Here is a 20,743-nt window from a genome sequence, read left to right as displayed (position 1 = left end):
ATCCCTCCGGAGGTCTTCCTGTATCCAGCATATCCCCGGCCGGCGGCGCGGTCAACCCGAGGCCGCTGGTTGCCGGACGGCCGCGCGCACCGGCTGCCGGCCGCAGCACCGCAACACCGCGGCGGCCAGGGTTTCCCGTCCGGACGTTCGATGATATAATAGGAAATTATGATCGAAGTCGAGTGGGATCACAGGGAGGCGCTTCCGCAATGAAAGTCGATATCTCCGTATTTGACACAACACTGCGTGACGGCACCCAGGGCGAAGGGATCAGCCTGTCGGCGGAAGACAAGGTGAAGATCGCCCTGAAGCTGGACCAATTGGGCGTTCATTATATCGAAGGCGGCAATCCGGGCAGCAACAGCAAGGACATCGAATTTTTCCGCAGGATGCGGGACATGAAGCTGAACGCGAAGATTACCGCATTCGGCAGCACGCGCCGGAAGAACAGCCAGGCGGATCAGGACACGAGCCTCGTGCGCATCGTCGAATCCGGCGTGCGGGCGGCGACCCTGGTCGGCAAGTCGTGGGACTTCCATGTGACGACCGCCCTGCAGACGACGCTGGAAGAAAATCTCGCCATGATTTACGATTCATTCGCCTTCCTCAAGCGCCGGGGACTGGAAGCCATCTACGACGCCGAACATTTCTTCGACGGCTACAAACATAATCCCGAGTATGCGTTCGCTTGCCTGCGGAAGGCGGCCGAAGCCGGCGCGGACTGGATCGTGCTGTGCGATACGAACGGCGGCACGCTGCCGAACGAAATCTACGAGATCGTCTCCCGCGTCGCGAAAGAGATCGACAAGCCGATCGGCATCCATACGCACAACGACTGCGAGCTCGCCGTCGCCAACACGCTGGCGGCCGTTCAGGCGGGCGCCCGCCAGGTGCAGGGAACAATCAACGGCTACGGTGAACGGTGCGGCAACGCCAATCTGTGCTCGATCATTCCGAATCTGCAGCTCAAGATGGGCCTGCGCTGCGTCTCCGACGAGCAGCTCGGCCAGCTCACGAGCGTCGCCCGCTATGTCAGCGAGATCGCCAACGCGGTCATGCCGGTCGGCCAGCCGTATGTCGGCAACGCCGCCTTCGCGCACAAGGGCGGCATCCACGTCTCCGCCATCCTGAAAGATCCGAAAACCTATGAGCACGTCCAGCCCGAACTCGTCGGCAACCAGCGGCGGATTCTCGTTTCCGAGCTGGCGGGCCAGAGCAACATCATCCACAAGGCGCAGGAGATGGGCCTCGACATCAGTTCCGGCAACGAACGGGCGCGGGCGGTCATCGAGAAAATCAAGACGCTCGAGCACGAAGGCTATTCGTTCGAAGGCGCCGACGCTTCGCTCGAACTGCTGCTGCGCGATGCGTTCGGCGAACAGACGCAAATCTTCAAGCTTGAATCGTTCAAGATGCTCGTCGAGAAATCGGACGGCCGGCTGGTGTCCGAAGCGATCGTCAAGATCGACGTGGACGGGGACATCGTCTACACCGCCGCGGAAGGCAACGGGCCGGTCAACGCGCTGGACAACGCGCTCCGGAAAGCGCTTGTCCAATATTACCCCGAGATCATGAACATCGCGCTGACCGACTACAAGGTCCGCGTCCTGGACGAGAAGGACGCCACCGCCGCGAAAGTGCGCGTGCTGATCGAAACGACCGATTTCAAGAACACCTGGAGCACCGTCGGCGTGTCCGACAACGTCATCGAAGCGAGCTGGGAAGCGCTCGTCGACAGCTTCCGCTACGCGCTGATGAACTGCAAGAAAACGCCGGCCGCGCAGGAGGACAAACGCGAGCAGCTCGGAATCGTCAATCATTGAGTCTTTCAAAAATGGGAAGCGCTGATCAACTCCATTTGTCGATCAGCGCTTCCCATTGTGTTTTCGACAGTACGCCGACAACCCGCTCGCGGATGACCCCGTCCTTGTCGACAAGCAGTGTCGTCGGAAACTGCGACACTTTGTACAGCTCGGTAACGGCGCCTTCCCTGTCCATCAGAATCGGGAAGGTCAGTTCATGTTCTTCGACGAACCGCCGGGCGTCCCGTTCCCGGTCGTACTTCGTGCTGTTCACGCCGATGAGCAGCAGCCGGTCCGCATGCCGTTCATGCAGCGCCTGCAAATCCGGCGCTTCCAGGTCGCACGGCCCGCACCAGGAAGCCCAGAAATTGATCATCGTCAACTTGTCCGACGCTCCCCCCGCCCGCACCGTGCGGTCGCTTAAGTCCGGCAGTTCGAACGACGGCGCCAGATAGCCGATCTTCGGTTTCTCCTCGGCAGCGGCGGACGATCGCACCGCTCCCGTCTGATTCTGATGAATGGCCAGAAGGGTCAGGATCACGATCACAACGGCCATGGACCATGCGCGTTTCATTCTCCGCTTCAACTCCCGCTGAATTGTCCTCATCTTATCATGCCCAAATTTGCCGTTCAAGCCATCCGGGAATAGCCGCAGGAAGACGCGGGCACATTAGTCTCGCCAAGGAACGCATTTCAATTGGAGGAAAACGCGATGGAGAAGGCAAGACCCGGGTGGCTGACCGCAGGCGGCGGAGGCGCGGCCGCGGAGCGGAACCGGCAATTTCTGTCCGGCAACCGCTCTGACTCGCGCGGCCGTTCCGGAGCCGGAACGGGCGGGGGCGCGAGGAAATGGGCCGGGTACACCGCGCTCGCATCCGTCCCCCTCGTTATGGTGCTCGGCAATTCGATGATCGTGCCGATCCTGCCCGATCTGGAGCGGCAGCTGAACATTACCGGCATCCAGTCCAGCCTCGTCATCACGCTCTTCTCGCTGGCAGCGGGCCTGTTCATCCCGATCGCCGGCTATCTCTCCGACCGCTTCACGAGGAAAGCGGTCATTCTGCCTTCCCTCGCCGTCTTCGGGGCGGCGGGCCTTCTGGCGGGCTATGCCGTCATATGGAAGAATTATCCTCTGTTGATCGCCGCGCGGGCCTTGCAGGGCATCGGAGCGGCGGGCACGGCGCCGATCGCCATGGCGCTCATCGGGGACATGTACCGCGACGGCGCCGAGAGCGAGGCGCTCGGGCTCATTGAAGCGTCGAACGGGACGGGGAAGGTGCTCAGCCCGATTCTCGGCACCCTGTTCGCGCTCATCGCCTGGCAGGCTCCCTTCTTCGCCTTCCCCGCCTTCTGCGCGCTTTCGCTTGCGGCCATGGCGTTCATGATCCGTGAACCCGGGTCCGGAGACCGGCCCCGGCTGGCGCATTATGCCCGCCAAATCATCGGCGTTTTCCGCGCACAGGGAAGCTGGCTCATTCCCGCCTTTCTCGCCGGTGCCACCGGATTGTTCAACCTGTTCGGCGTGCTGTTCTTCCTCTCTGATGTGCTGGAGAAGCCGCCTTATGCCATAACGGGCGTGGCGAAGGGCGGCGTGCTCGCCATTCCGCTGTTCGGCCTGGTCGCCACATCCTACGCCACCGGACGCTGGATCAAGAACAACGGGCGGCTGATGCGCACCCTGATGAACACCGGGCTCGCGCTGCAGGCCGCCGCGTTCGCGGCGGCCGTCTGGCTGAACGGCAACATGCCGTTGCTGATCGCCTTGCTCACGTTGAGCAGCGTGGGCACGGGGATGCTGCTCCCCTGCCTGAACACGATGATCACCGGCGCCGTCGATCGCAGCCTTCGCGGCATGATCACGTCGCTGTACAGCAGCCTGCGCTTCCTCGGCGTCGCGTTCGGGCCGCCGGCGTTCGGCTGGCTCGCCGGCATCTCGCGCGGCGTGCTGTTCGGCGCCGTGACAGGGCTGGCCGCGGTCGCCCTCGCCCTCGTCTTCTTCCTGGTCAAGCCGCCGAAGCGCGCGGGCGATGCCGGATGACGCGCACCCGCGCGTGCGCTATACTGAGAGTGACATTCGACGGCCGGGAGGAAGCCATGATCGTCATAGCCAGCGAAGCCTACGAGCAGCTCATGGAAGCCTGCCGAACGGCATACCCCGCAGAAGCCTGCGGACTTCTGATCGCCGCCGGCGGACCCGGCGGCCCGATCGACCGGATCCGTCCCGTGCGCAATGCGCATCCGCGGCCGGAATCGGGCTACCGCTTCGATCCCGCCGACTGGGTGCGCGCCTGGACGGAAACGCGGCAAAGCCGGCGACGGATCGCCGGCTTCTATCATTCCCACCCGCATGGAGCTCCGGCGCCTTCCGCCGCCGACCTGACGGGCTGGCGGCAGTTCGGGAGCCCGGATTTCACCTATTGGATCATCTCGCTTCGTGACATCAAGCGGCCGGAAACGGCCGCATACCGGATGCAGGGCAGCGCGCCGGATTCGCCGTTAATGCCGGCTGAGATACGCATACAGATCGCCGAGCGTCACGATGTTGCGCGCGGCGATTCTGTGTAAATATCGCTGCCACAGCTTCGCCGTCATGATCGCATCTTCCAGCGCATGATGGCGCCTTGTGATCGGCACCCCGTTCGACTCCAGCAGTTCGTCGAGCCCGTAGCTGTCCCGGTTCGGTTCGAGCCATTTCGCCACCATCATTGTATCCAGCACGCGGTGGGTCAGCCGCACCTTCGATGTCCGCCACAGCGCGGCGCCCAGGAACTGCTTGTCGTGCCCGGAAGCGTGCGCGATCAGCACCCGCTTGCCGATGAACGCCATGAAGTCGCTGAGCGCCTGCACGAGATCCTCGCCATGCGCCGCCATCTCATTCGTGATCCCGGTCAGTTCGACGATATGGCGGGGAACGCGCCGCCGCGGATTGACAAGCCGGTAGAACTGCTGCGCTTCCATCAGTTCCGGTCCGCGCATCAGCACGCCGCCGATGGACAGAATCTCGTCTCCGTTCTCCGGATAGAATCCGGTCGTCTCCAGATCGAAGACGACCGTCTCCAGCTCCATCAGCGGCAGGTCAAGCGCCGACTGCTTGCGCTGCTCCTTCGCCGCATGACGGATGAACGCCATCTGCTGCGCGCCGGGTGCGCCAAACATGGACGCGATGGCCGGCGTGAGTCCTCCCATCTTGTAGAGATTCCAGGCTCGCCCGATGCCGCGATCCCCTTCCTTCATGTCTGATCACCACCATCATGTACCAGCCGGAACTTGCCTGCAATCTGCCGCTGCAGGCTGTGCCGCAGCCGCTGCACCGTGCCCAGATGGTGACGCAAATCCCGCCTCATCGGCTTCGTGAGCAGCGTCACCGCCACCTTGCCGTTGTTCGCATACAGCCCGCCCTTGTTGCGCGATGCGGCCAGCAGCCGCAGCTTCAGGAAGAAGCCGAACGCGGCTTCGCAAGCTTCCGCGTCCGAAGCGGAAAGTCTCCCCGTATCCCGCAGCCGCCGGATTCTCGACAAGGTCGACGTCTCCCGGATGCCGCCGGTGACCGCCATCAGCCGGACCGCGCTGACGAATGGAATATAGGCGCCATACTTGATATCGACGCTGCCGGCGTCTTCGCCGTACCGTTCGGGCAGCAGCTGGCCGAACAGGCCGACAAGCGGCTTGTAGCGCATCGTATTCTGCAGCATCCGCTCCGCAATGCCCGGATGTCCCTTTGCTTTGCGGAAGTAGTGATCCTTCAGCCTCGCGGCAAGCCGCTCGTCGCCGCTTACGGCGCGGCCGTCGGACATAATGAGCAGGTAGCGCACATGCTCCCAGTGCGGATCGTCGAACCAGCGGTCCAGCTTCGCCGTCCATCCCGAGAACGCATCGCACCATGCCTCGTTCGCGCTGATCACATTGCCGTCGCAAGGCGGGTATCCCGCACGTTCCAGCGTCTTTACGATCAAGCCGCCCAGTTCGCGGAACCAGGCGCGCACTTTCTCCGGATCGAGGCCGGGACCGGGATCTTCGTACAGCAGTCCGCTGTCCTGATCGCTGGAGAGGGTCTGCTCGCTTCGCCCGCCGCTGCCGAACAACAAATAGGCGTAAGGCACGGGGGGAGCGCCTTTCCCCGCCCGTGCCATCGCTTCTTCGGACAGGACGACGGCGCGCCGGATCAGCGCGTCGTGCATCCCGTTCAATATGGCGTTGAAGGGTTCGACCGATTCGCCGTCGCCGCCGGGGAGCAGCGCCTCCATCCGGAGATGGAGCCGGTCCCGGAGATCGCGCAATGCATCCGCGTTCCCGGTCGAGCCGATTTCCTCCATCAGCCTGACAAGCGTCGGATCGTTCATGTGCGCATCTCCCCCCCCCCCCGGCCTGCGTAGCCATCGTTTATGCTGATTCCATTTTATTACGGATCAGGCGTTCAGCGCATCTTGCGCTTTTTTCATTTGTTCCGGATAACCGTAGACGCCGTGTTCGCTCAGGTCCAGGCCGATGATTTCTTGTTCTTCCGTGACGCGGAAGCCGATCAGGGCTTTCATGATGCCCAGGACGATGAACGAAGCGACGAGGACGAAGGCGCCGCAGACGACAACCGATTCGAATTGCACCCACAGCTGGTACCAGCTGCCCGTGTCGATCAAGCCGCCTTGGCCGACCCCGACTTGCGCGGCCAGTTCTTCCGTCGCGAAAAGACCATTGGCCAGCGTGCCCCAGATGCCCGCCACGCCGTGCACCGAGAGCGCGTAGATCGGATCGTCGATGCGCAGCTTGTCGAACATCTTCTGGCTGAAGTAGACGACGATGCCTGCGATCAGACCGATGACGACGGCCGCCCACGGCTCGACGAATGCGCAGGAGGCCGTGATGGCGACGAGACCGGCCAGCGCGCCGTTCAGCATCGTCGTGATGTCAGCCTTGCCCGCTTCGATCCAGGTGATCAGGAGGGCCGCAACCGCGCCGGCCGCTGCGCCGAGCTGCGTGTTGAACGCGACATAGCCGAAGAAGCCGTCGCCTACCGCGACCGTGGAGCCCGCGTTGAAGCCGAACCAGCCGACCCAGAGCAGCAGAACCGCCAGTGCCGTGTACACCTGGTTGTGGCCGAGAATTTGGTTGGCCGAGCCGTCCTTGTTGTATTTGCCGATCCGCGGCTTGAGCAGCACGGTTGCCGCGAATGCGCCGAGCGCGCCGGTCAGGTGGACGACGGTCGAACCGGCGAAGTCTTGCGCGCCGTCTTCCGCCAGCCAGCCGCCGCCCCAGATCCAGTGCGCAACGACCGGATAGATGACGCTCGCGAAGAACAGCGTGAATATTAAATAGGAAGAAAGCTTCGCGCGTTCCGCGAATCCGCCCCATGCGATAGACAGCGAGATCGTGACAAATGCGGTTTGGAAAACCCAGAACGCGGCGTTCGCGTAGCCGTCACCTTCCGCACCGACCAGCGGCGGATAGTAGAAGAAGTCGCTCAGGCCGATAAACAGATTGCCTTCGCCGAACGCGATGCCGTATCCGACCGCCCAGTAGACGAGCGAAGCAAGGCCGATCGTGAAGATCGTCTTGCCGGCGACGTGGCCGGCGTTCTTCATCCGCGTCGAACCGGTTTCCAGCAGGATGAATCCGCCTTGCATGAGGAGGACGAGGATGCCGGCGATGAGGACCCAGAGCGTGTTGAGCCCCATGTCCAGCAGCGCTGTTGACGGTGCCGCAAGCGCCATGGCCGGGAACAGGCATAGCAACACGCCTGCAGCGAGTGTCAGTTTCTTCACCATGTTGACCACTCCCATGTCATTTTATATTACATTTCATGAAAGACTTAATGTCATTATAGTCAGAACGTCGCACTTTGACAATAATCATTTTTCGGTTTTTGGGCGAAAAGTGCAAAAAAATCTAACGTTCGTCTATATATCCGGCGCTAACGTTAAGTTTTTTTACGTATCCATCAACGACTGACCGGCCGTCCTCCTCCGAATTTTCGCTTTTGCCGATTGGCTTCCGCCGGTCGTCCCCATCGTCTCTTAAATATTATGTATGATAAATTGACATGAAATTTGCCGTCCCGAACGGTAAACCATCACGTTTGACTGTATGGCCAGGGATTGGTTATCATATCTATTGAGAGAGCGTTCGGCGTCGGAAGGGTGGTGAGAGCTTTGGACCAGAGCTTGTTCCGCATCGGAGAGCTCGCGGCAAAGGCCAACGTCAGCCCGCGCACCATCGATTTCTATACGAGTATCGGCCTGATCCGCCCCGTGAAACGGACCGCCGGCAACTATCGGCTGTATGGTCCTGAAACGATCGAGCGGCTGAAACGTATTGAACAGTTGAAGAAGGAAAAATATACGCTTGAAGAGATCAAGGAGATGCTCGACGGTTGGAAGCGGATTTCCTCCGAGGAGCAGATCAGCCGCAAGCTGACGGACCTGCAGCTGTCGCTGAGCAAACTGCAGCGCGAGGTGAAGGAACTGGAACCGGTGCTCAGCCGGCTGAAGCCGCACCAGGCCCGCAGCGTCTGCAAGCGTCTCATGCCGCAGACCGCCGCCTGCGTCGAAGCATTGCTGCTGCTCATTGACAAAGCCACCATTCTGTAAGGAATAAGAAAAGCATTTATGAGCTGCTCGCTTTATAGCCTATAAACAGGCTTATCTTTCAACGCAAAACGGACTCGCCATCCCGTAAAGACAGCGTCAGCCGTTTTGCCGGCATGTTGCATGGGTTTGACTTAACGAAACGGAGGGGTTCACTTGATTGGCTTTTTTCACCCGATGGATTTCCTGATTTTCATCGCGTTTGGCATCTCGCTCTGGGCGCAGTTCCGCGTCAAGGGAACGTTTAACCGCTGGGCGGAAGTACCGAACATGCGCGGGTTGACCGGATATGAAGCGGCGCGGCGCATGCTCGATTCGCAAGGGCTCCACGATGTGCCGATCGAACCGGTCCGCGGCGTGCTGACCGACCACTACGATCCGATCCAGCGCGTCGTGCGGCTGTCCGAACCGGTCTATTATGAGCGTTCGATCTCGGCCGTGTCCGTCGCCTGCCACGAGGTCGGACACGCCATCCAGCACGCACAGCACTATCCGATGCTGGTGCTCCGCCACCGCATGTTCCCGGTTGTCCGGTTCGCATCCGGCATCGCGCCGTTTCTGCTGATCGCGGGCTTCTTGTTCAACGCGCTGAACCTGATCGGTTTCGGCATCATCTTCTTCTCCGCGGCGGTCGCCTTCCAGCTCGTGACGCTGCCGGTCGAGTTCAACGCCAGCAGCCGGGCGCGGGATCTGATGATTGCGGAAGGGTTCATTACGCACGAAGAGGAGCGCGGCGTGGCGAAAGTGCTGAATGCCGCCGCGTGGACGTATGTGGCGGCGGCGCTGATCGCGCTACTCGAGCTGCTCAAGTACATCATGATCTTCACGTCGGCCCGGGAAGAATGACGCCTCGCAAAGGCCGAGCAAATTCGAGAGGGCTGCCAGCGTCCGATGGACGCCGGCAGCCCTCTTTTATGCAGCAGCCGTATTGCTCAGGTTGCAGGACCATATTCCTTGTGAAAATAATCCAGCAGATATTTGTGAAACACGCGCGCGACGAGCGGCATCGGCTCGTCCGCACGGTGAATGATGCCGATGGTCCGTGTAACCGGCTCCTTCAGCTCGATCTTGACCGGCATGAGCGGTCCGGTCTGCTCGAGCGCCATCTCCGGCAAGAGACTTACGCCCATGCCGGCCGCCACGAGTCCCCGGATCGTATCCGTCTCTTCGCCTTCAAAGGCGATCTTCGGCGTAAAGCCGGCCTGAAGACACGCCTCCCAGACGATCGGTCGGAGCGAATATCCTTCGCGGAACAGTACAAACGGCTCATCCTTGAGCTGCGAAAGCTCGATCACCGGCTCGCCGGCCAGCCGATGGTGGCGCGGCAGGACAGCCAGCAGTTTCTCCTTCAGCACCGCATGGCCGCACAGCAGGTCATCCTTCTCCGGCAGCGGCGAAATGAACGCCAGATCGATTTCGCCCGACAGCACGTCCCGGACCAGCGAAGCATACGTGCCCTGTTGGAAATGGAACCGTACGCCGGGGTGGAGCTTGCGGAACTTCGCGATCACCGTCGGCACCAGATGCGTGCCCAGACTATGCGGGAAGCCGAATCTGACCTCCCCGTTCTCCGGATCGGTCAGTTCATGGATTTCCGCAATCGCGCGCTCCAGATCGGCGATGATCGCCTCGGCGCGCTTCAGGAACAGCTTCCCCACATGCGTCAGCTGCAGATTGCGCCCCTTCGGGATGAACAGCTTGACGCCGAGCTCCTCTTCCAGCAGATGAATCTGCCGGCTGACCGCCGACTGCGCAACGTGCAGCTCTTCCGCCGCCCGCGTCACATGCTCGCGGTTCGCCACTTTCACAAAATAATACAACTGCCTGAGTTCCATCGGATCCTGCTCCCGCCCAAGTCACATTGAGCCCCTTCACCTGCTCCGCCGTTGCACGAACATGCCCAGCATGAGAAAACCGGCAAGGCACCCTCCGACATGAGCCCAGATATCAATTCTAGGGGATATGATCGAATAAAGCAATCCGAACAGAAGAATCGAGTAGACGGTTTTGCGCGACGCCTCGTCCATCGCCCGCTTCCGGAACAGGGCGAGATACAGATAGGCGCCGAATACGCCGTACACCGCGCCGGACGCGCCGGCCGCAAAGTGCGAGTCGCCGACGTGCACCGCGGCGCTGTACACATTCCCCAGGATTCCCGCCATCAGATAGAACGCCGCGTATCTGCCGTGTCCGAGCAGGCGCTCGAGCGGCGGCGCGAACACGAGGAGCGCAAACCCGTTGAACAGCAGATGTTCCCATCCGACATGGAGGAAGATGGACGTGACGTACCGCCACGGTTCCACCAGGCCGTAGGGGTCATAGACCGGAATCATTCTGAAAAATCCCGCCTCGAACAACGGATCACCCGGCAGCACCAGATCCGCGATGAACACCAGCAGATTCAAGGCCAGAATGACCGAAGTAACGGGATACAGCCGCAAATATTCGCGAAAGCTTTCGTAGCGCAGAAAAATCATCGGTGTACCTCGCTTCCATGGATTGGACAATGGCCGCGGTGAACGATTATAATGAAGGCTGAATCTTGACTTTCGCAAGGAGGTTGTTTCGAAAATGACCCAGGAACGTACAGGCGCCGCCTTGTTCAAAGGCAATCCGATCACGCTGATCGGCCCCGAACTGAAGCCCGGCGACAAAGCGCCCGATTTCAAACTGAGCAAATCGCTGCTCGAAACCGTATCGCTCGCCGACTTCGCCGGCAAGATCAAGCTGATCAGCGTCGTCCCGTCCATCGACACCGGCGTATGCGACGCGCAGACGCGCCGTTTCAACGAAGAAGCGGCCAAGCTGGGCGACAACGTTGTCGTGCTGACCGTCAGCGTTGACCTGCCGTTCGCGCAAGCCCGCTGGTGCGGGGCCGCCGGCGTCGACCGCGTCGTCATGCTGTCGGACTACAAAGACCGGAACTTCGGACAAGCTTACGGCGTATTCATCAAGGAACTCGCCCTCGATTATCGTGCCATCTTCGTTATCGACGCGAACGATACGATCCGTTATGTCGAATACCTGCGCGAGATGACCGAGCATCCGGATTACGACAAGGCGCTTGCCGCCGTCCGCGAGCTGCTTTAATCCGGCAGGACGGAAACCGCCGGCCCTACGGGGATGCCGGCGGTTTTCTTCTTCCGGCCCCCTGTCCGGCCTGTGCAAAACAAAAGCCGTCCGCATCTGTCGACCGGACAGCATGTCGTAACGGCTTTCAGTTACGGCGATTCCGTCTTGTAGGCTGCCAATTTCTTGTCCAGCGTACGGTAGATGTCAAGGATAACCCGATAATTGGAGCCGAGATCGCCGAACGATCCGCGCGATGCCGAGTAAATGTCGACTGCCGAGGTGACCGGACCCGTGGCGATGACCGATACGGTGATGTCCATCGTCCGGCCGAACGCCGTCCGCTTCTCCATCACGATCTCGCCGACCGATTCCACTTCGTGCAGCACTTTGTACCCCTGCATCTTCTTCAGGGTCGAGACGATCTCTTCCCAGGCTTTCTCTTTCGACAAGCGGTAATAATGGGATTTCAGCAACGGGTCCTTCGCCCGGTCGCCGGTCTGTTCGAAGCTCCGAATCAGCCCGATCAACGTACGCTTCAACAAATGTCTCCCCCTCCGGCGTCTCTTTCCAGCTTCCCCTATGATACCATGAAAAGACGGCTGAGAAAACCGTCCATTACGGTTGCCGGCATGCGAGAGCCTCCGGATGCATCGCGTGGAGCACCGGAGGCCCAACGTAGACGGCGCTTGAAGCCCGCTGACGAGCGTCGGAATCCCCCGCCAATGCCGTCCGGCCTGTGTGTTTCTGAACCCGCACTCGCAGGTGGGTGACCGCAGGAACGTTTTTGAAGTCCCCTTTCGGGGGCATGTCAGCCGCGCTCCGATGTAGGTCTCCCTTGAAACAGCCATTGGTTCAAAACAACGATGGAGGCCGTAACGAACACCGCAGGATGTACTACGTATTATATCCCCGCCCCGGACAAAAGTAAACCGCCGGATATCAATTCTTCGTCTCCGCTTCTTCGGCTTCCTCCAGCTGTTCCTGCTGCTGCCGTTCCTGCTGCTCCTTCAGCTTCAGATAGATCTGGTAGAAATTGAAAAAGGACAGATAAGCGATAAAGACCGCGCTGAAGAACGGCAGCAGAAACGTAAAGCGCATGCTGATCCACGCGATGCCCGCGGCAGCAATCGCGGACGACAGCGAGCGGAACGGACGGCCGATCGTGATGAGGACGGCGTTCTTCAGCAATTGAAGCGTCTTCATATGATAGTGCACGACCATGGAGAAGAAGTTGAACATCGACACGACGAGCAGGAGCGCGATGCCCATGAAGACGTAAGAGATCAGCTCAATCCCCGGAGCACCGTTGAAGTAGAAACGGATGTCAAGAAAAATGACCAGGAAGATCAGCGAATAGAGAATGCCGCCGAACATGCTGACCTTGTAATTCTCTTTGTAACCGCGGAAAAACGTCTTGAGCAGCGGCACATCGACATCGCCCATCACCCATTTGCGCACCGTCGTGAACATGGCGGATGTCGCCGGGAACAGCACGAACGGCACCGCCACTGTGGAAACGAGCAGCCCCGAGAACACCTGGTCCCATACCGGATCCGTGTTCGACAACGGAACGATGACGCCGAAGAAGAAAAGATACCAGAACGGCAGCGACGTGAGCACCCACAGCAGATTCGTGACCGACAGCCGCATGATCCATTCCGATATTTTGTAAAAGCCGCCCATCATGCCTCGCATTTCCATCGCTGAATCCCTCCGTTATCCTGACTCCTCTGCCCTGCGGATCAGATAGAAAGAAACACCGGGGCGTCGGAAGACGGCACCGCGAACGCGCCCTCCCGGTGCCCCGGTTCCTATCCGGTCCTGGTTATTCCTCGGACCAGCCGCGCGACCGGCGAACGTCGCCATAGCTGCGTCCGCCTGCGCGCTGACGGCCACCCTCGGAGCGGCCGTAGCCTCTCCCGGAATCGCCGTATCCGCCTCTGCCGCCGCCGTATCCGTTGCCGCGGCCGCCGCTGCGGGAATTTCTTCCGCCGTAACCGCCGACGGCACCGCCAAACCGGCGCCCGCTCGAACGGATATCCGGTCTGCGCTTCTTCGCGCGGATCGGATCTTCCGGCGTCAGCTCGATTTCGACATCCTTCTTCTCGCCGGTCAGTAGCTTCATCGCCGCCGCGACCAGGTGGACCGAATCGTACTGTTCCAGCAGCTGAATCGCGATGCCTTTGTATTCGGCGAAATCGTCCTGCTGGATGATCTCGATCAGCCGTTCAGCCGTCACGCGCTGCTTCCCTTCGATCGCCTCGGCAAGGCTCGGCAGCGGACGGCGCGCGATGCGCTGGCGCGTCACCCGTTCGATGAAGTGCAGATGGTCGATCTCGCGCGGCGTCACGAACGTATAGGCGACGCCTTCCTTGCCCGCGCGGCCGGTACGGCCGATCCGGTGAACATAGCTTTCCGGATCCTGCGGCAAGTCAAAGTTGATGACGTGCGTAACCCCGGAGACGTCGAGACCGCGCGCGGCAACGTCCGTCGCGACGAGGACATCGATGCTGCCGTCGCGGAACTTGCGCATGACGGTGTCGCGCTGGTTCTGCGACAGGTCGCCGTGCAGCCCGTCCGCGGAATAGCCGCGCTTCTGCAGCGCTTCGCTCAGTTCGTCCACGCGGCGCTTCGTGCGGCCGAACACAATCGCCAGATCGGGCGATTCCATGTCGAGCAGCCGGCTGAGCGCCTCGAATTTTTCCCGTTCATGCACTTCAATGTAGATCTGCTCAATGCTCGGAGCGGTAATGTTCTTCGGAATGACCGACACATGCTCGGGGTTGCGCAGGAATTGCTGTGCAAGCTTTTGGATGTTGGGAGGCATCGTCGCGGAGAAAAGCATCGTCTGGCGCTCTTCCGGCACCAGGCTGAGAATCGTCGTAATATCCTCCATGAAGCCCATGTCCAACATTTCGTCGGCTTCGTCCAGCACGACCGTTTGGACATCGTCCAGCCGGATCGTCTTCCGGTTGATGTGGTCGAGCAGCCGTCCCGGCGTGCCGATGATGATCTGCGGCTTCTTCTTCAGCGCGCGGATCTGTCTGCCGATGTCCTGTCCGCCGTAGATCGGCAGCGTGCGGATGCCTTTGTACCGGGCGAGTTTGCCCAATTCGTCAGCCACCTGAATCGCGAGTTCGCGGGTCGGGGTCATGACGAGGGCGACGATCCGCTCTTCCTCCGGCGGAATCTTGCTGATGAGCGGGATGCCGAATGCGGCCGTCTTCCCGGTACCCGTCTGCGCTTGTCCGATCAGGTCGGCTCCGCTCATCGCAATCGGAATGGCTTTCGCCTGAATCGGCGTTGATTCCTCGAAACCCATTTCGGTAACGGCCTGCAGCACTTTCGGCTCCAGGCCGAATTCAGCGAATGTTTTCAAACTTTCTCAAACTCCTTTGTCCACTGTGCCTTCTTTAAAAAAATATCCCACTCATTATAGCACAGGTCAGCTCGCGAATACCAGCGAACGGAAATCGGCGATACTAGGCGGTGTTGACGTCCGTTTCCATACCGGGAAAGGAGCGATGACCTTGAACGCCGCGCGCCGCGTTTGGACGGCGCTCGTCATGACTTGCGCCGCGGCCCTGATCGCTTTCGGCTTCAATTTTCTCCTCATTCCGCATCGGCTGCTCTCCGGCGGCGTATCCGGCGTGTCGATGCTGCTCAGCTACGCGACGGGACTCGATACCGGCATCCTTTATTTTGCACTGAACCTTCCGATCTTAATTTGGGGCTGGTTCGCGCTCGGCCATGCCTTCATCGCCTGGAGCATTTATGCCGTCGCCGTCACCTCTTTCCTGATCCGGATTGCGCCGGTCCATTCCCTGGCAGCCGACCCGATCCTGGCGGCCGTGTTCGGCGGTGTCGCGTTCGGCATCGGCGCCGGACTTGCCCTGCGTTACGGCGGCTCGTCGGGCGGCATCGACATCATCGCGACGATTGTAACGCGGCATCGCGAAGTGCCGATCGGCATGCTGCTGTTCCTGATGAACATGAGCATCGTCCTCCTCCAGGCGCTCATGTCGGAAGACTGGGAAGGCGCGATGTACTCGCTGCTGTCGATGTACGTGAGCGGCAAGGCGATCGACATGATCCATATCCGCCAGCTCAAGGTCACGGCGTTCATCATCAGCTGCGATCCGTACCGGCTGCTCGAGAAACTCCGCCGCCTGCCGCGCGGCGTCTCGATCGTGCCGATCAAGGGCGGCTATACCGGGGAAGACAAGGTGATGCTCATGACCGTCACGACCCGGTACGAGCTGTCCACCCTGCGCGCCATGATCCGCAAGCACGATCCGAAGGCGTTCGTCAACATCGTCGAGACCGTCAGCGTCATGGGCGATTTTCGCAAAGTGTGAACGCTGCCTTTCATTTCCGGCTGTTCACTGCCAGTATCGAATGTTATAATGATAATGCACCCGGGCTTTCCGTCCTGCGTCCGGCCCTGTAATTGGTTTGAATCCGTTCGGGGAAGGTGATGCAAGTGGAAATGGCAACGGTGACGTTGTGGCAAATTGTCGAAAGGCATGCGCCCGAGCTTCTCCCGTTTCTGACGCGGAGAGAACTGAACATGAACATCGTGCTCCGCGAAGGATTCGACAGGCTCGAGCCTGAAGACGCGCTGGAGATTGTGCAGCACAGCATTTGCGAACAGCAGAAACAGAAGCTTCTGCATTGACCATTTTTAAAGACGGGAACGGCTTGACCGTTCCCGTCTTGTTTTTATCTCGACGCCGGACGGCAAGATTCTGCAAAATCTCGCAAAATTCCTCTGTCTGCAGGTTACTGCCTGTAATATAATATTAATGATGTCAAGAGAGAGCTTGCGGGGAGCGGAGAAACCATGGATATCCTGTTCACGATCTTGTTGCTGCTTCACGGCCTGATGTCCGGCAACGGCGGCCTCGACGGTCTTGCGGGCGCGCTGCCGCAGAGGGGCGGCGGGGAGATCGTCGCGGAGACTCCCGGAACGGACGGAGCGGCCGAACCGTCCGGCGGAAAGACCGATCCCCAGCCCGACGCGCCGAAGATCAAAGGCATATACGTCACGGCCCACAGCGCCGGAGGCTCGCGCATGGAGCAGCTGTTTGAGCTCGTCCGCAGCACCGACCTGAACGCGATGGTCATTGACGTGAAGGACGACTACGGGGACATCACCTGGCCGACGGTCAATCCGGACCTCGCCGAACTCGGCACGACGAAGAAGATCATCAAGGACATGGAAGCGCTGATGGCCAGGCTCGAGGCGGACGAGATCTACCCGATCGCGCGCATCGTCGTGTTCAAGGACTCCGTCCTCGCCGAGAAGCGTCCCGACCTGTCGTTCCGCAAGGCCGACGGGAACGTATGGAAGAACGGCCGGGGCGAAAGCTTCGTCAATCCGTACCGCCGCGAAGTATGGGAATACAACGTTGCGGTAGCCAAGGAAGCGGCAAAGCTCGGATTCAAGGAAATCCAGTTCGACTATGTCCGTTTTCCGGAAGGCTTCGAGAAACGGGCTGATGAGCTGGCCTATGACAAGACCGACGAGAGCCGCGTCGATGTCGTAAGCGGTTTCGTGGAGTATGCGAAGAAGGAGCTCGAACCGCTCGGCGTCCGCGTATCGGTCGATATTTTCGGCTACGCCGCATCGGTTCCGGCCGCGGAGGGCATCGGGCAGGATTTCGTCCGGATATCGGAGCATGTCGACGTCATCAGTCCGATGGTCTATCCGAGCCACTACAGCACCGGTTGGTTCGGGCTGAAGGATCCGGACAAGGAACCTTACGCCACCATCAAGGGGGCCATGGAAGACACGCACGAGAAGCTGGAGCCGCTCGGCAGCTCAAAGCCGGTCATCCGGCCGTGGATCCAGGATTTCACGGCGAGCTGGCTCGGCAAGGGGCACTACATCCCCTACGGCAAAGCCGAGGTCGAAGCGCAGATCCGGGCGCTGGCCGATACCGGTGTCGACGAGTTTATGATCTGGAACGCGGGCAACAAATACACGGCCAATGTCCAGTACTGAAGAATGAAGGGCTGCACCCGCATCGGGTGCAGCCCTTTCGCGTCAATCACAGGTTTATTGCGACAAGCGAAGCGCCAGATTGTACAAATCCATGTTGAACGGCTTCTTCGTGCTCACGACGGTCTCGATGTCCGTCGCGACCAACTCGCCGCTCACGATACCGCAGCCTTTGCTCGAGTCGCCTTCCATCAGCTTGCGGACGGCGAAATCGCCGAGCCGGCTGGCGAGAATCCGGTCGTTGTGCGTCGGCGAGCCGCCGCGCTGGATATGGCCGAGCACCGTGACCCGCGGTTCGATGCCGCTGCGCGCGGTGATCGCTTCGGCGATGTCGTTGCCGCTTGCGGCGCCTTCCGCCACGATGACGATGCTGTGCCGTTTCCCGGCCTTGAAATTGTCATGCATCCGGCCGGCAATCGCATCGATGTCGTAGGGCACTTCGGGCACGATGATCGTCTCCGCGCCGCTCGCGAGACCCGCGTAGAGCGCGATGTCGCCGCTGTGGCGGCCCATCACTTCGACGACCGACACCCGCTCGTGCGACGTCATCGTATCGCGCAGCTTGTTGACGGCATCCACGACGATGCTGACGGCCGTATCGAAACCGATCGTGAAATCGGTGAACGGGATGTCGTTGTCGATCGTGCCCGGCAGCCCCATCGTCTTGATGCCGAGTTTGCTCAATTTGTAGGCGCCCTGGTACGATCCTTCGCCGCCGATGACGACGAGGCCGTCGATGCCGCGGCTTCTCAGCACTTCCGCGCCGCGCTGCTGCCCTTCGGGCGTCATGAACTCCTTGCATCTGGCCGTCTGCAGAATCGTCCCGCCGCGCTGAATAATGTCGCCCACGCTGCGAAGATCCATCGGGAACAGATCGTCCTTCAGAAGCCCTGCATATCCCCGCTGCACGCCGAACACTTCAAGGCCGTGGAACAGCGCGCTCCGTACAACCGCGCGGACCGCCGCGTTCATCCCCTGCGAGTCTCCGCCGCTCGTCATTACTGCAATGCGTTTTACTGCCGACATCGTATTCCCCCTGTACTGTATTCAATTGGTGTGATAGCCATGCAATGGGCGGCCGCCTCAGCGCGGCGGCTTCGCGCGGCGCCGTATCCACAGCACGTTCAGCCGGAAGAACAGCCGCGCCATCGGGCTGTTTCGCATCAATTCGCGCGCGACGAAGCGGACGACCGGCTGCTCCGCGGCCTTCGGGTCGGACAGATAGACCGCAAGCAGCCCTTCAATTACCATTTTATGGAATTTATTGGACGGCAACCGGCATGCCGCCTTGCGCGCCTGATCCGCGATCCATCCGATCCGTTGCAACATTTCCGCGTCGTTCTCATAATAGCTGCAGAAATTCAGATCGCCACCAAGCCGGTCCTCCTCCTGGTCGATCAGATAGTCGAGCAGGATGTGCAGGCCGCACAGATAAGGAAAGTAGGCGCCCGCCATCCGCTCCGCGTCCCGTTCCGTCACATCCGGCCGGCAAGCCTCGACGAACAGCGCGAACATGCCGAGCGTCGAACCGGTCGCGGCCGCGAACTCATTCCAATACAATTCGGGATGGTCCGTCCGATGAAGCGCCCACCACCGGTGAAGGCTTTCCAGCCGCTCCTCCCGGCGGATATGCTTGTACACCTGCAGATCGCCGTAAAGCCCGGCAAACCGGGCGACATGCGGCTGCACCTTGGCATAGCCGGGCAGCCGGCGGATATTCTCCTGGCATGCGGCAACGAGCGCCGCCAGGTAGCCGCCGTCGTCCCGTTCGGCGCGGTGCGCATAGTAATCGGTCGTCTCCGCATCCGGGTCGACCGCATCGAGCATTGCCCGGTGCAGCAGACGAAAATCGTCGGGATCGAGCGACGTGCTGCGGTCGCACAGATTGTCCAGATAATCGCTGATCGTCTGCAGGGCGACGATCAGCGGGACAAGCTCTCCGTGGCGATCGTTGACCGCCGCCGCGAAGACCGCCCCGCCTTCGCAATGAAACTGCTTGCTTGACATGCTGGCCAGCGCCTGCGTGCGCAGCTCCGGATCGGGGATCGCCTCCGCCCGCGCCCGCCAGCGCGCCAGTTCATCGTAAACCGCGGGCAGCACGTGCCGGTACATCCGATACATCAGCCTCAAGGGTCCGGCCGGCATGCCGCTCCCATGTTTCCGTGTCGCGTTCAACGGCGGCGCCTCCGTCCTTCAGGTGTGGCGCCGCGAATCAATCGTCTGATTGATGCGGTACCAGATGTTCAGATCGTTGATTCGGCTCGCCTGCTCCGCGATATCCGCGTTGAGCCTGCAGGATGTCTCGAAATCCTCTTCCTCGTCGAGCTGCCGCTGCAGCTCGCGGATCCTGCGCTCCAGCGCCAATATCCGGTCCGGGATGCGGCCGCGGATCGTTTCCCACCGTTCGAGAATCGCGCTTCTCACTTCCAGGGGGTACGTCTCCCACTCATGTTCAAGATCCGGCACCTCAATCCCCAGCCGTTCATCGTAGACGAACCATGAATCACCCATTGTGAACCTCCACCCAATAATGTACCATGACATCCGGCATAATTCCAGCGCGACCAATCATCCCGTTGGCGAACAGGACCGAATCGCCTATAATGAGAACGAAAGGATGGATCAACACAATGGACTACATGACATTCAAACAGATTTTGCTTGACCGGCGCAGCGTGCGCAAGTTCCAGGACCGACCCGTGGAGGCCGAGCAAATCCGCGAACTGATCGACTGCGCCCGCTACGCGCCGAGCGACACCAACTCGCAGACCTGGGAATTCATCGTCGTTACGGACCGCGAGAAGATCCGCGCCATTGAAGACATGACCTGGCAGCAGCTGCACGCGCGGGCGAAGGAAGCCGAGGAGCGGGGGCTCGCGAGGGAAGCGCGGCTGCTCGTGAAATCGTTCGGGCCGTACGCGACCGCCTTCTCGGACGCGCCGGCGCTCGTCGTCTGCCTCGCCACCCCGTACCAGTCGAAGTTCCGCGAGCGCATATTCGATCCCATCGGCCTCGTGCCGGATGAAGTCTGGCGCGAAGAAGGGATCAAGAGCAGCTGCCTCGCGGCGATGAATCTGATGCTTGCCGCCCACGCGATGGGGCTCGCCACCTGCCCGATGACGGGGCCGGTGCTGCTGGCTGAAGAGCAGCTGAAAGCGTTCCTGAGCATCGACGATTCGCGTCAGATCAACATGGTCATCGCCCTCGGCCATCCGGCCGAAACGCCGGGCAGACTCCCGCGCAAGGAGATCGACGAAATTCTGACGATCATTTCCTGATCGCACACA

General features: G+C 60.7%; 21 protein-coding genes, 1 other RNA gene and 2 pseudogenes. 11 read left to right on the top strand and 13 right to left on the bottom strand.

What is annotated here, in order from left to right:
* Positions 1-209 precede the first annotated feature (209 nt).
* Entirely contained in the window at positions 210-1,823 is a 1,614-nt protein-coding gene (gene cimA, locus C6W55_RS05805; protein WP_286891868.1) for a citramalate synthase, read from the top strand.
* Between the two features lie 25 nt (positions 1,824-1,848).
* Here the strand turns inward: cimA and C6W55_RS05800 are convergent, their stop codons facing one another.
* Complete coding sequence (locus C6W55_RS05800; protein ID WP_015254349.1) at positions 1,849-2,376, bottom strand: TlpA family protein disulfide reductase; 528 nt, start codon at positions 2,374-2,376, stop codon at positions 1,849-1,851.
* 138 nt (positions 2,377-2,514) lie between these two features.
* Here C6W55_RS05800 and C6W55_RS05795 point away from each other — a divergent pair, with 138 nt between their 5' ends.
* Positions 2,515-3,840, top strand: a complete 1,326-nt coding sequence (locus C6W55_RS05795) for an MFS transporter (RefSeq protein WP_286891866.1) — start codon at positions 2,515-2,517, stop codon at positions 3,838-3,840.
* Between the two features lie 56 nt (positions 3,841-3,896).
* The gene (locus tag C6W55_RS05790; RefSeq protein WP_015254347.1) at positions 3,897-4,367 is read left to right on the top strand and encodes a M67 family metallopeptidase; all 471 of its coding nucleotides are present in this window, start codon (positions 3,897-3,899) and stop codon (positions 4,365-4,367) included.
* On the opposite strand, the gene C6W55_RS05785 is transcribed toward C6W55_RS05790, so the two are convergent.
* The 3 genes from C6W55_RS05785 to C6W55_RS05775 all read right to left on the bottom strand — a co-directional run bounded on the left by C6W55_RS05785 (position 4,299) and on the right by C6W55_RS05775 (position 7,561).
* Positions 4,299-5,036: an exonuclease domain-containing protein gene (locus C6W55_RS05785; protein WP_286891864.1), complete on the bottom strand. Its 738-nt coding sequence runs from the start codon at positions 5,034-5,036 to the stop codon at positions 4,299-4,301. The two genes, C6W55_RS05790 and C6W55_RS05785, sit on opposite strands and share 69 nt — an antisense overlap.
* Positions 5,033-6,142 carry a DUF294 nucleotidyltransferase-like domain-containing protein gene (locus tag C6W55_RS05780; RefSeq protein ID WP_286891863.1) on the bottom strand — a complete coding sequence of 370 codons (1,110 nt, stop codon included), beginning with the start codon at positions 6,140-6,142 and terminating at the stop codon, positions 5,033-5,035. Before C6W55_RS05780 ends, C6W55_RS05785 begins: the two co-directional genes overlap by 4 nt.
* 66 nt (positions 6,143-6,208) lie before the next feature.
* Positions 6,209-7,561 (bottom strand): ammonium transporter, encoded by a 1,353-nt coding sequence (locus C6W55_RS05775; protein ID WP_286891862.1) that lies wholly within the window; start codon positions 7,559-7,561, stop codon positions 6,209-6,211.
* 384 nt (positions 7,562-7,945) lie between these two features.
* Between C6W55_RS05775 and C6W55_RS05770 the strand changes: the two genes are divergently transcribed.
* Both C6W55_RS05770 and C6W55_RS05765 read left to right on the top strand, forming a co-directional pair.
* Positions 7,946-8,383: a MerR family transcriptional regulator gene (locus C6W55_RS05770; RefSeq protein WP_286891860.1), complete on the top strand. Its 438-nt coding sequence runs from the start codon at positions 7,946-7,948 to the stop codon at positions 8,381-8,383.
* A gap of 174 nt (positions 8,384-8,557) precedes the next feature.
* Positions 8,558-9,226, top strand: coding sequence for a zinc metallopeptidase (locus C6W55_RS05765; RefSeq protein ID WP_041853839.1), 669 nt, complete (start codon positions 8,558-8,560; stop codon positions 9,224-9,226).
* 86 nt (positions 9,227-9,312) lie between these two features.
* On the opposite strand, the gene gltC is transcribed toward C6W55_RS05765, so the two are convergent.
* Both gltC and C6W55_RS05755 read right to left on the bottom strand, forming a co-directional pair.
* Positions 9,313-10,215 (bottom strand): glutamate biosynthesis transcriptional regulator GltC, encoded by a 903-nt coding sequence (gene gltC / locus C6W55_RS05760; protein WP_015254341.1) that lies wholly within the window; start codon positions 10,213-10,215, stop codon positions 9,313-9,315.
* Positions 10,216-10,251: 36 nt separating this feature from the next.
* Positions 10,252-10,857, bottom strand: coding sequence for a rhomboid family intramembrane serine protease (locus tag C6W55_RS05755; RefSeq protein WP_286891858.1), 606 nt, complete (start codon positions 10,855-10,857; stop codon positions 10,252-10,254).
* 94 nt (positions 10,858-10,951) lie between these two features.
* Here C6W55_RS05755 and tpx point away from each other — a divergent pair, with 94 nt between their 5' ends.
* Both tpx and C6W55_RS18270 read left to right on the top strand, forming a co-directional pair.
* Entirely contained in the window at positions 10,952-11,470 is a 519-nt protein-coding gene (tpx, locus tag C6W55_RS05750) for a thiol peroxidase (RefSeq protein WP_286891856.1), read from the top strand.
* A 165-nt stretch (positions 11,471-11,635) separates the two neighbouring features.
* A pseudogene (locus tag C6W55_RS18270) lies at positions 11,636-11,674 on the top strand (hypothetical protein).
* Positions 11,675-11,703: 29 nt separating this feature from the next.
* Here the strand turns inward: C6W55_RS18270 and C6W55_RS18265 are convergent.
* From C6W55_RS18265 to cshA, 4 genes and pseudogenes are all read right to left on the bottom strand, one after another.
* A pseudogene (locus tag C6W55_RS18265) lies at positions 11,704-11,901 on the bottom strand (DUF1499 domain-containing protein); the annotation flags it as partial.
* 260 nt (positions 11,902-12,161) lie between these two features.
* A non-coding RNA gene (gene ssrS / locus C6W55_RS05740) (6S RNA) lies at positions 12,162-12,346 on the bottom strand.
* A gap of 45 nt (positions 12,347-12,391) precedes the next feature.
* Positions 12,392-13,153 (bottom strand): YesL family protein, encoded by a 762-nt coding sequence (locus tag C6W55_RS05735; RefSeq protein ID WP_015254337.1) that lies wholly within the window; start codon positions 13,151-13,153, stop codon positions 12,392-12,394.
* A gap of 124 nt (positions 13,154-13,277) precedes the next feature.
* The gene (gene cshA, locus C6W55_RS05730) at positions 13,278-14,831 is read right to left on the bottom strand and encodes a degradosome RNA helicase CshA (RefSeq protein WP_015254336.1); all 1,554 of its coding nucleotides are present in this window, start codon (positions 14,829-14,831) and stop codon (positions 13,278-13,280) included.
* A 151-nt stretch (positions 14,832-14,982) separates the two neighbouring features.
* Between cshA and C6W55_RS05725 the strand changes: the two genes are divergently transcribed.
* The 3 genes from C6W55_RS05725 to C6W55_RS05715 all read left to right on the top strand — a co-directional run bounded on the left by C6W55_RS05725 (position 14,983) and on the right by C6W55_RS05715 (position 17,459).
* Positions 14,983-15,810 (top strand): YitT family protein, encoded by an 828-nt coding sequence (locus C6W55_RS05725; RefSeq protein ID WP_015254335.1) that lies wholly within the window; start codon positions 14,983-14,985, stop codon positions 15,808-15,810.
* 119 nt (positions 15,811-15,929) lie between these two features.
* On the top strand, positions 15,930-16,130 hold the full coding sequence (locus C6W55_RS05720) for a hypothetical protein (RefSeq protein WP_015254334.1): 201 nt from the start codon (positions 15,930-15,932) through the stop codon (positions 16,128-16,130).
* A gap of 165 nt (positions 16,131-16,295) precedes the next feature.
* Positions 16,296-17,459, top strand: coding sequence for a putative glycoside hydrolase (locus tag C6W55_RS05715; protein WP_286891853.1), 1,164 nt, complete (start codon positions 16,296-16,298; stop codon positions 17,457-17,459).
* A gap of 54 nt (positions 17,460-17,513) precedes the next feature.
* Here C6W55_RS05715 and pfkA read toward each other — a convergent pair whose 3' ends face one another.
* Genes pfkA through C6W55_RS05700 form a run of 3 tightly spaced genes read right to left on the bottom strand, consistent with a single transcriptional unit; the run spans position 17,514 to position 19,967 of the window.
* Positions 17,514-18,482: a 6-phosphofructokinase gene (gene pfkA / locus C6W55_RS05710; RefSeq protein ID WP_015254332.1), complete on the bottom strand. Its 969-nt coding sequence runs from the start codon at positions 18,480-18,482 to the stop codon at positions 17,514-17,516.
* A 57-nt stretch (positions 18,483-18,539) separates the two neighbouring features.
* The gene (locus tag C6W55_RS05705) at positions 18,540-19,601 is read right to left on the bottom strand and encodes a tetraprenyl-beta-curcumene synthase family protein (protein ID WP_041854264.1); all 1,062 of its coding nucleotides are present in this window, start codon (positions 19,599-19,601) and stop codon (positions 18,540-18,542) included.
* A 48-nt stretch (positions 19,602-19,649) separates the two neighbouring features.
* A complete protein-coding gene (locus tag C6W55_RS05700) occupies positions 19,650-19,967 on the bottom strand; it encodes a hypothetical protein (RefSeq protein ID WP_015254330.1) in 318 nt (105 codons plus the stop codon).
* 119 nt (positions 19,968-20,086) lie between these two features.
* Between C6W55_RS05700 and C6W55_RS05695 the strand changes: the two genes are divergently transcribed.
* Positions 20,087-20,734, top strand: coding sequence for a nitroreductase family protein (locus C6W55_RS05695; RefSeq protein WP_015254329.1), 648 nt, complete (start codon positions 20,087-20,089; stop codon positions 20,732-20,734).
* Positions 20,735-20,743: the final 9 nt, after the last annotated feature.

Origin of the sequence: Thermobacillus sp., from assembly GCF_003390775.1 — a bacterium.
Lineage (GTDB): Bacteria > Bacillota > Bacilli > Paenibacillales > Paenibacillaceae > Thermobacillus > Thermobacillus xylanilyticus.
Note: the sequence above shows the minus strand (reverse complement) of the source record. Positions and strands in the feature narration are given on the sequence as shown.

What these genes read in the sequence shown, in the direction of transcription:
- C6W55_RS05800 (WP_015254349.1), bottom strand. Translation starts at nt 2,376, where the DNA reads ATGAAACGCGCATGGTCCATGGCCGTTGTGATCGTGATCCTGACCCTT.
- C6W55_RS05790 (WP_015254347.1), top strand. Translation starts at nt 3,897, where the DNA reads ATGATCGTCATAGCCAGCGAAGCCTACGAGCAGCTCATGGAAGCCTGC.
- tpx (WP_286891856.1), top strand. Translation starts at nt 10,952, where the DNA reads ATGACCCAGGAACGTACAGGCGCCGCCTTGTTCAAAGGCAATCCGATC.
- gltC (WP_015254341.1), bottom strand. Translation starts at nt 10,215, where the DNA reads ATGGAACTCAGGCAGTTGTATTATTTTGTGAAAGTGGCGAACCGCGAG.
- C6W55_RS05755 (WP_286891858.1), bottom strand. Translation starts at nt 10,857, where the DNA reads ATGATTTTTCTGCGCTACGAAAGCTTTCGCGAATATTTGCGGCTGTAT.
- pfkA (WP_015254332.1), bottom strand. Translation starts at nt 18,482, where the DNA reads ATGTCGGCAGTAAAACGCATTGCAGTAATGACGAGCGGCGGAGACTCG.
- C6W55_RS05715 (WP_286891853.1), top strand. Translation starts at nt 16,296, where the DNA reads ATGGATATCCTGTTCACGATCTTGTTGCTGCTTCACGGCCTGATGTCC.
- C6W55_RS05735 (WP_015254337.1), bottom strand. Translation starts at nt 13,153, where the DNA reads ATGGAAATGCGAGGCATGATGGGCGGCTTTTACAAAATATCGGAATGG.
- cimA (WP_286891868.1), top strand. Translation starts at nt 210, where the DNA reads ATGAAAGTCGATATCTCCGTATTTGACACAACACTGCGTGACGGCACC.
- C6W55_RS05705 (WP_041854264.1), bottom strand. Translation starts at nt 19,601, where the DNA reads ATGCCGGCCGGACCCTTGAGGCTGATGTATCGGATGTACCGGCACGTG.
- C6W55_RS05720 (WP_015254334.1), top strand. Translation starts at nt 15,930, where the DNA reads ATGCAAGTGGAAATGGCAACGGTGACGTTGTGGCAAATTGTCGAAAGG.
- C6W55_RS05795 (WP_286891866.1), top strand. Translation starts at nt 2,515, where the DNA reads ATGGAGAAGGCAAGACCCGGGTGGCTGACCGCAGGCGGCGGAGGCGCG.
- C6W55_RS05775 (WP_286891862.1), bottom strand. Translation starts at nt 7,561, where the DNA reads ATGGTGAAGAAACTGACACTCGCTGCAGGCGTGTTGCTATGCCTGTTC.
- C6W55_RS05700 (WP_015254330.1), bottom strand. Translation starts at nt 19,967, where the DNA reads ATGGGTGATTCATGGTTCGTCTACGATGAACGGCTGGGGATTGAGGTG.
- C6W55_RS05785 (WP_286891864.1), bottom strand. Translation starts at nt 5,036, where the DNA reads ATGAAGGAAGGGGATCGCGGCATCGGGCGAGCCTGGAATCTCTACAAG.
- C6W55_RS05780 (WP_286891863.1), bottom strand. Translation starts at nt 6,142, where the DNA reads ATGAACGATCCGACGCTTGTCAGGCTGATGGAGGAAATCGGCTCGACC.
- C6W55_RS05695 (WP_015254329.1), top strand. Translation starts at nt 20,087, where the DNA reads ATGGACTACATGACATTCAAACAGATTTTGCTTGACCGGCGCAGCGTG.
- C6W55_RS05765 (WP_041853839.1), top strand. Translation starts at nt 8,558, where the DNA reads ATGGATTTCCTGATTTTCATCGCGTTTGGCATCTCGCTCTGGGCGCAG.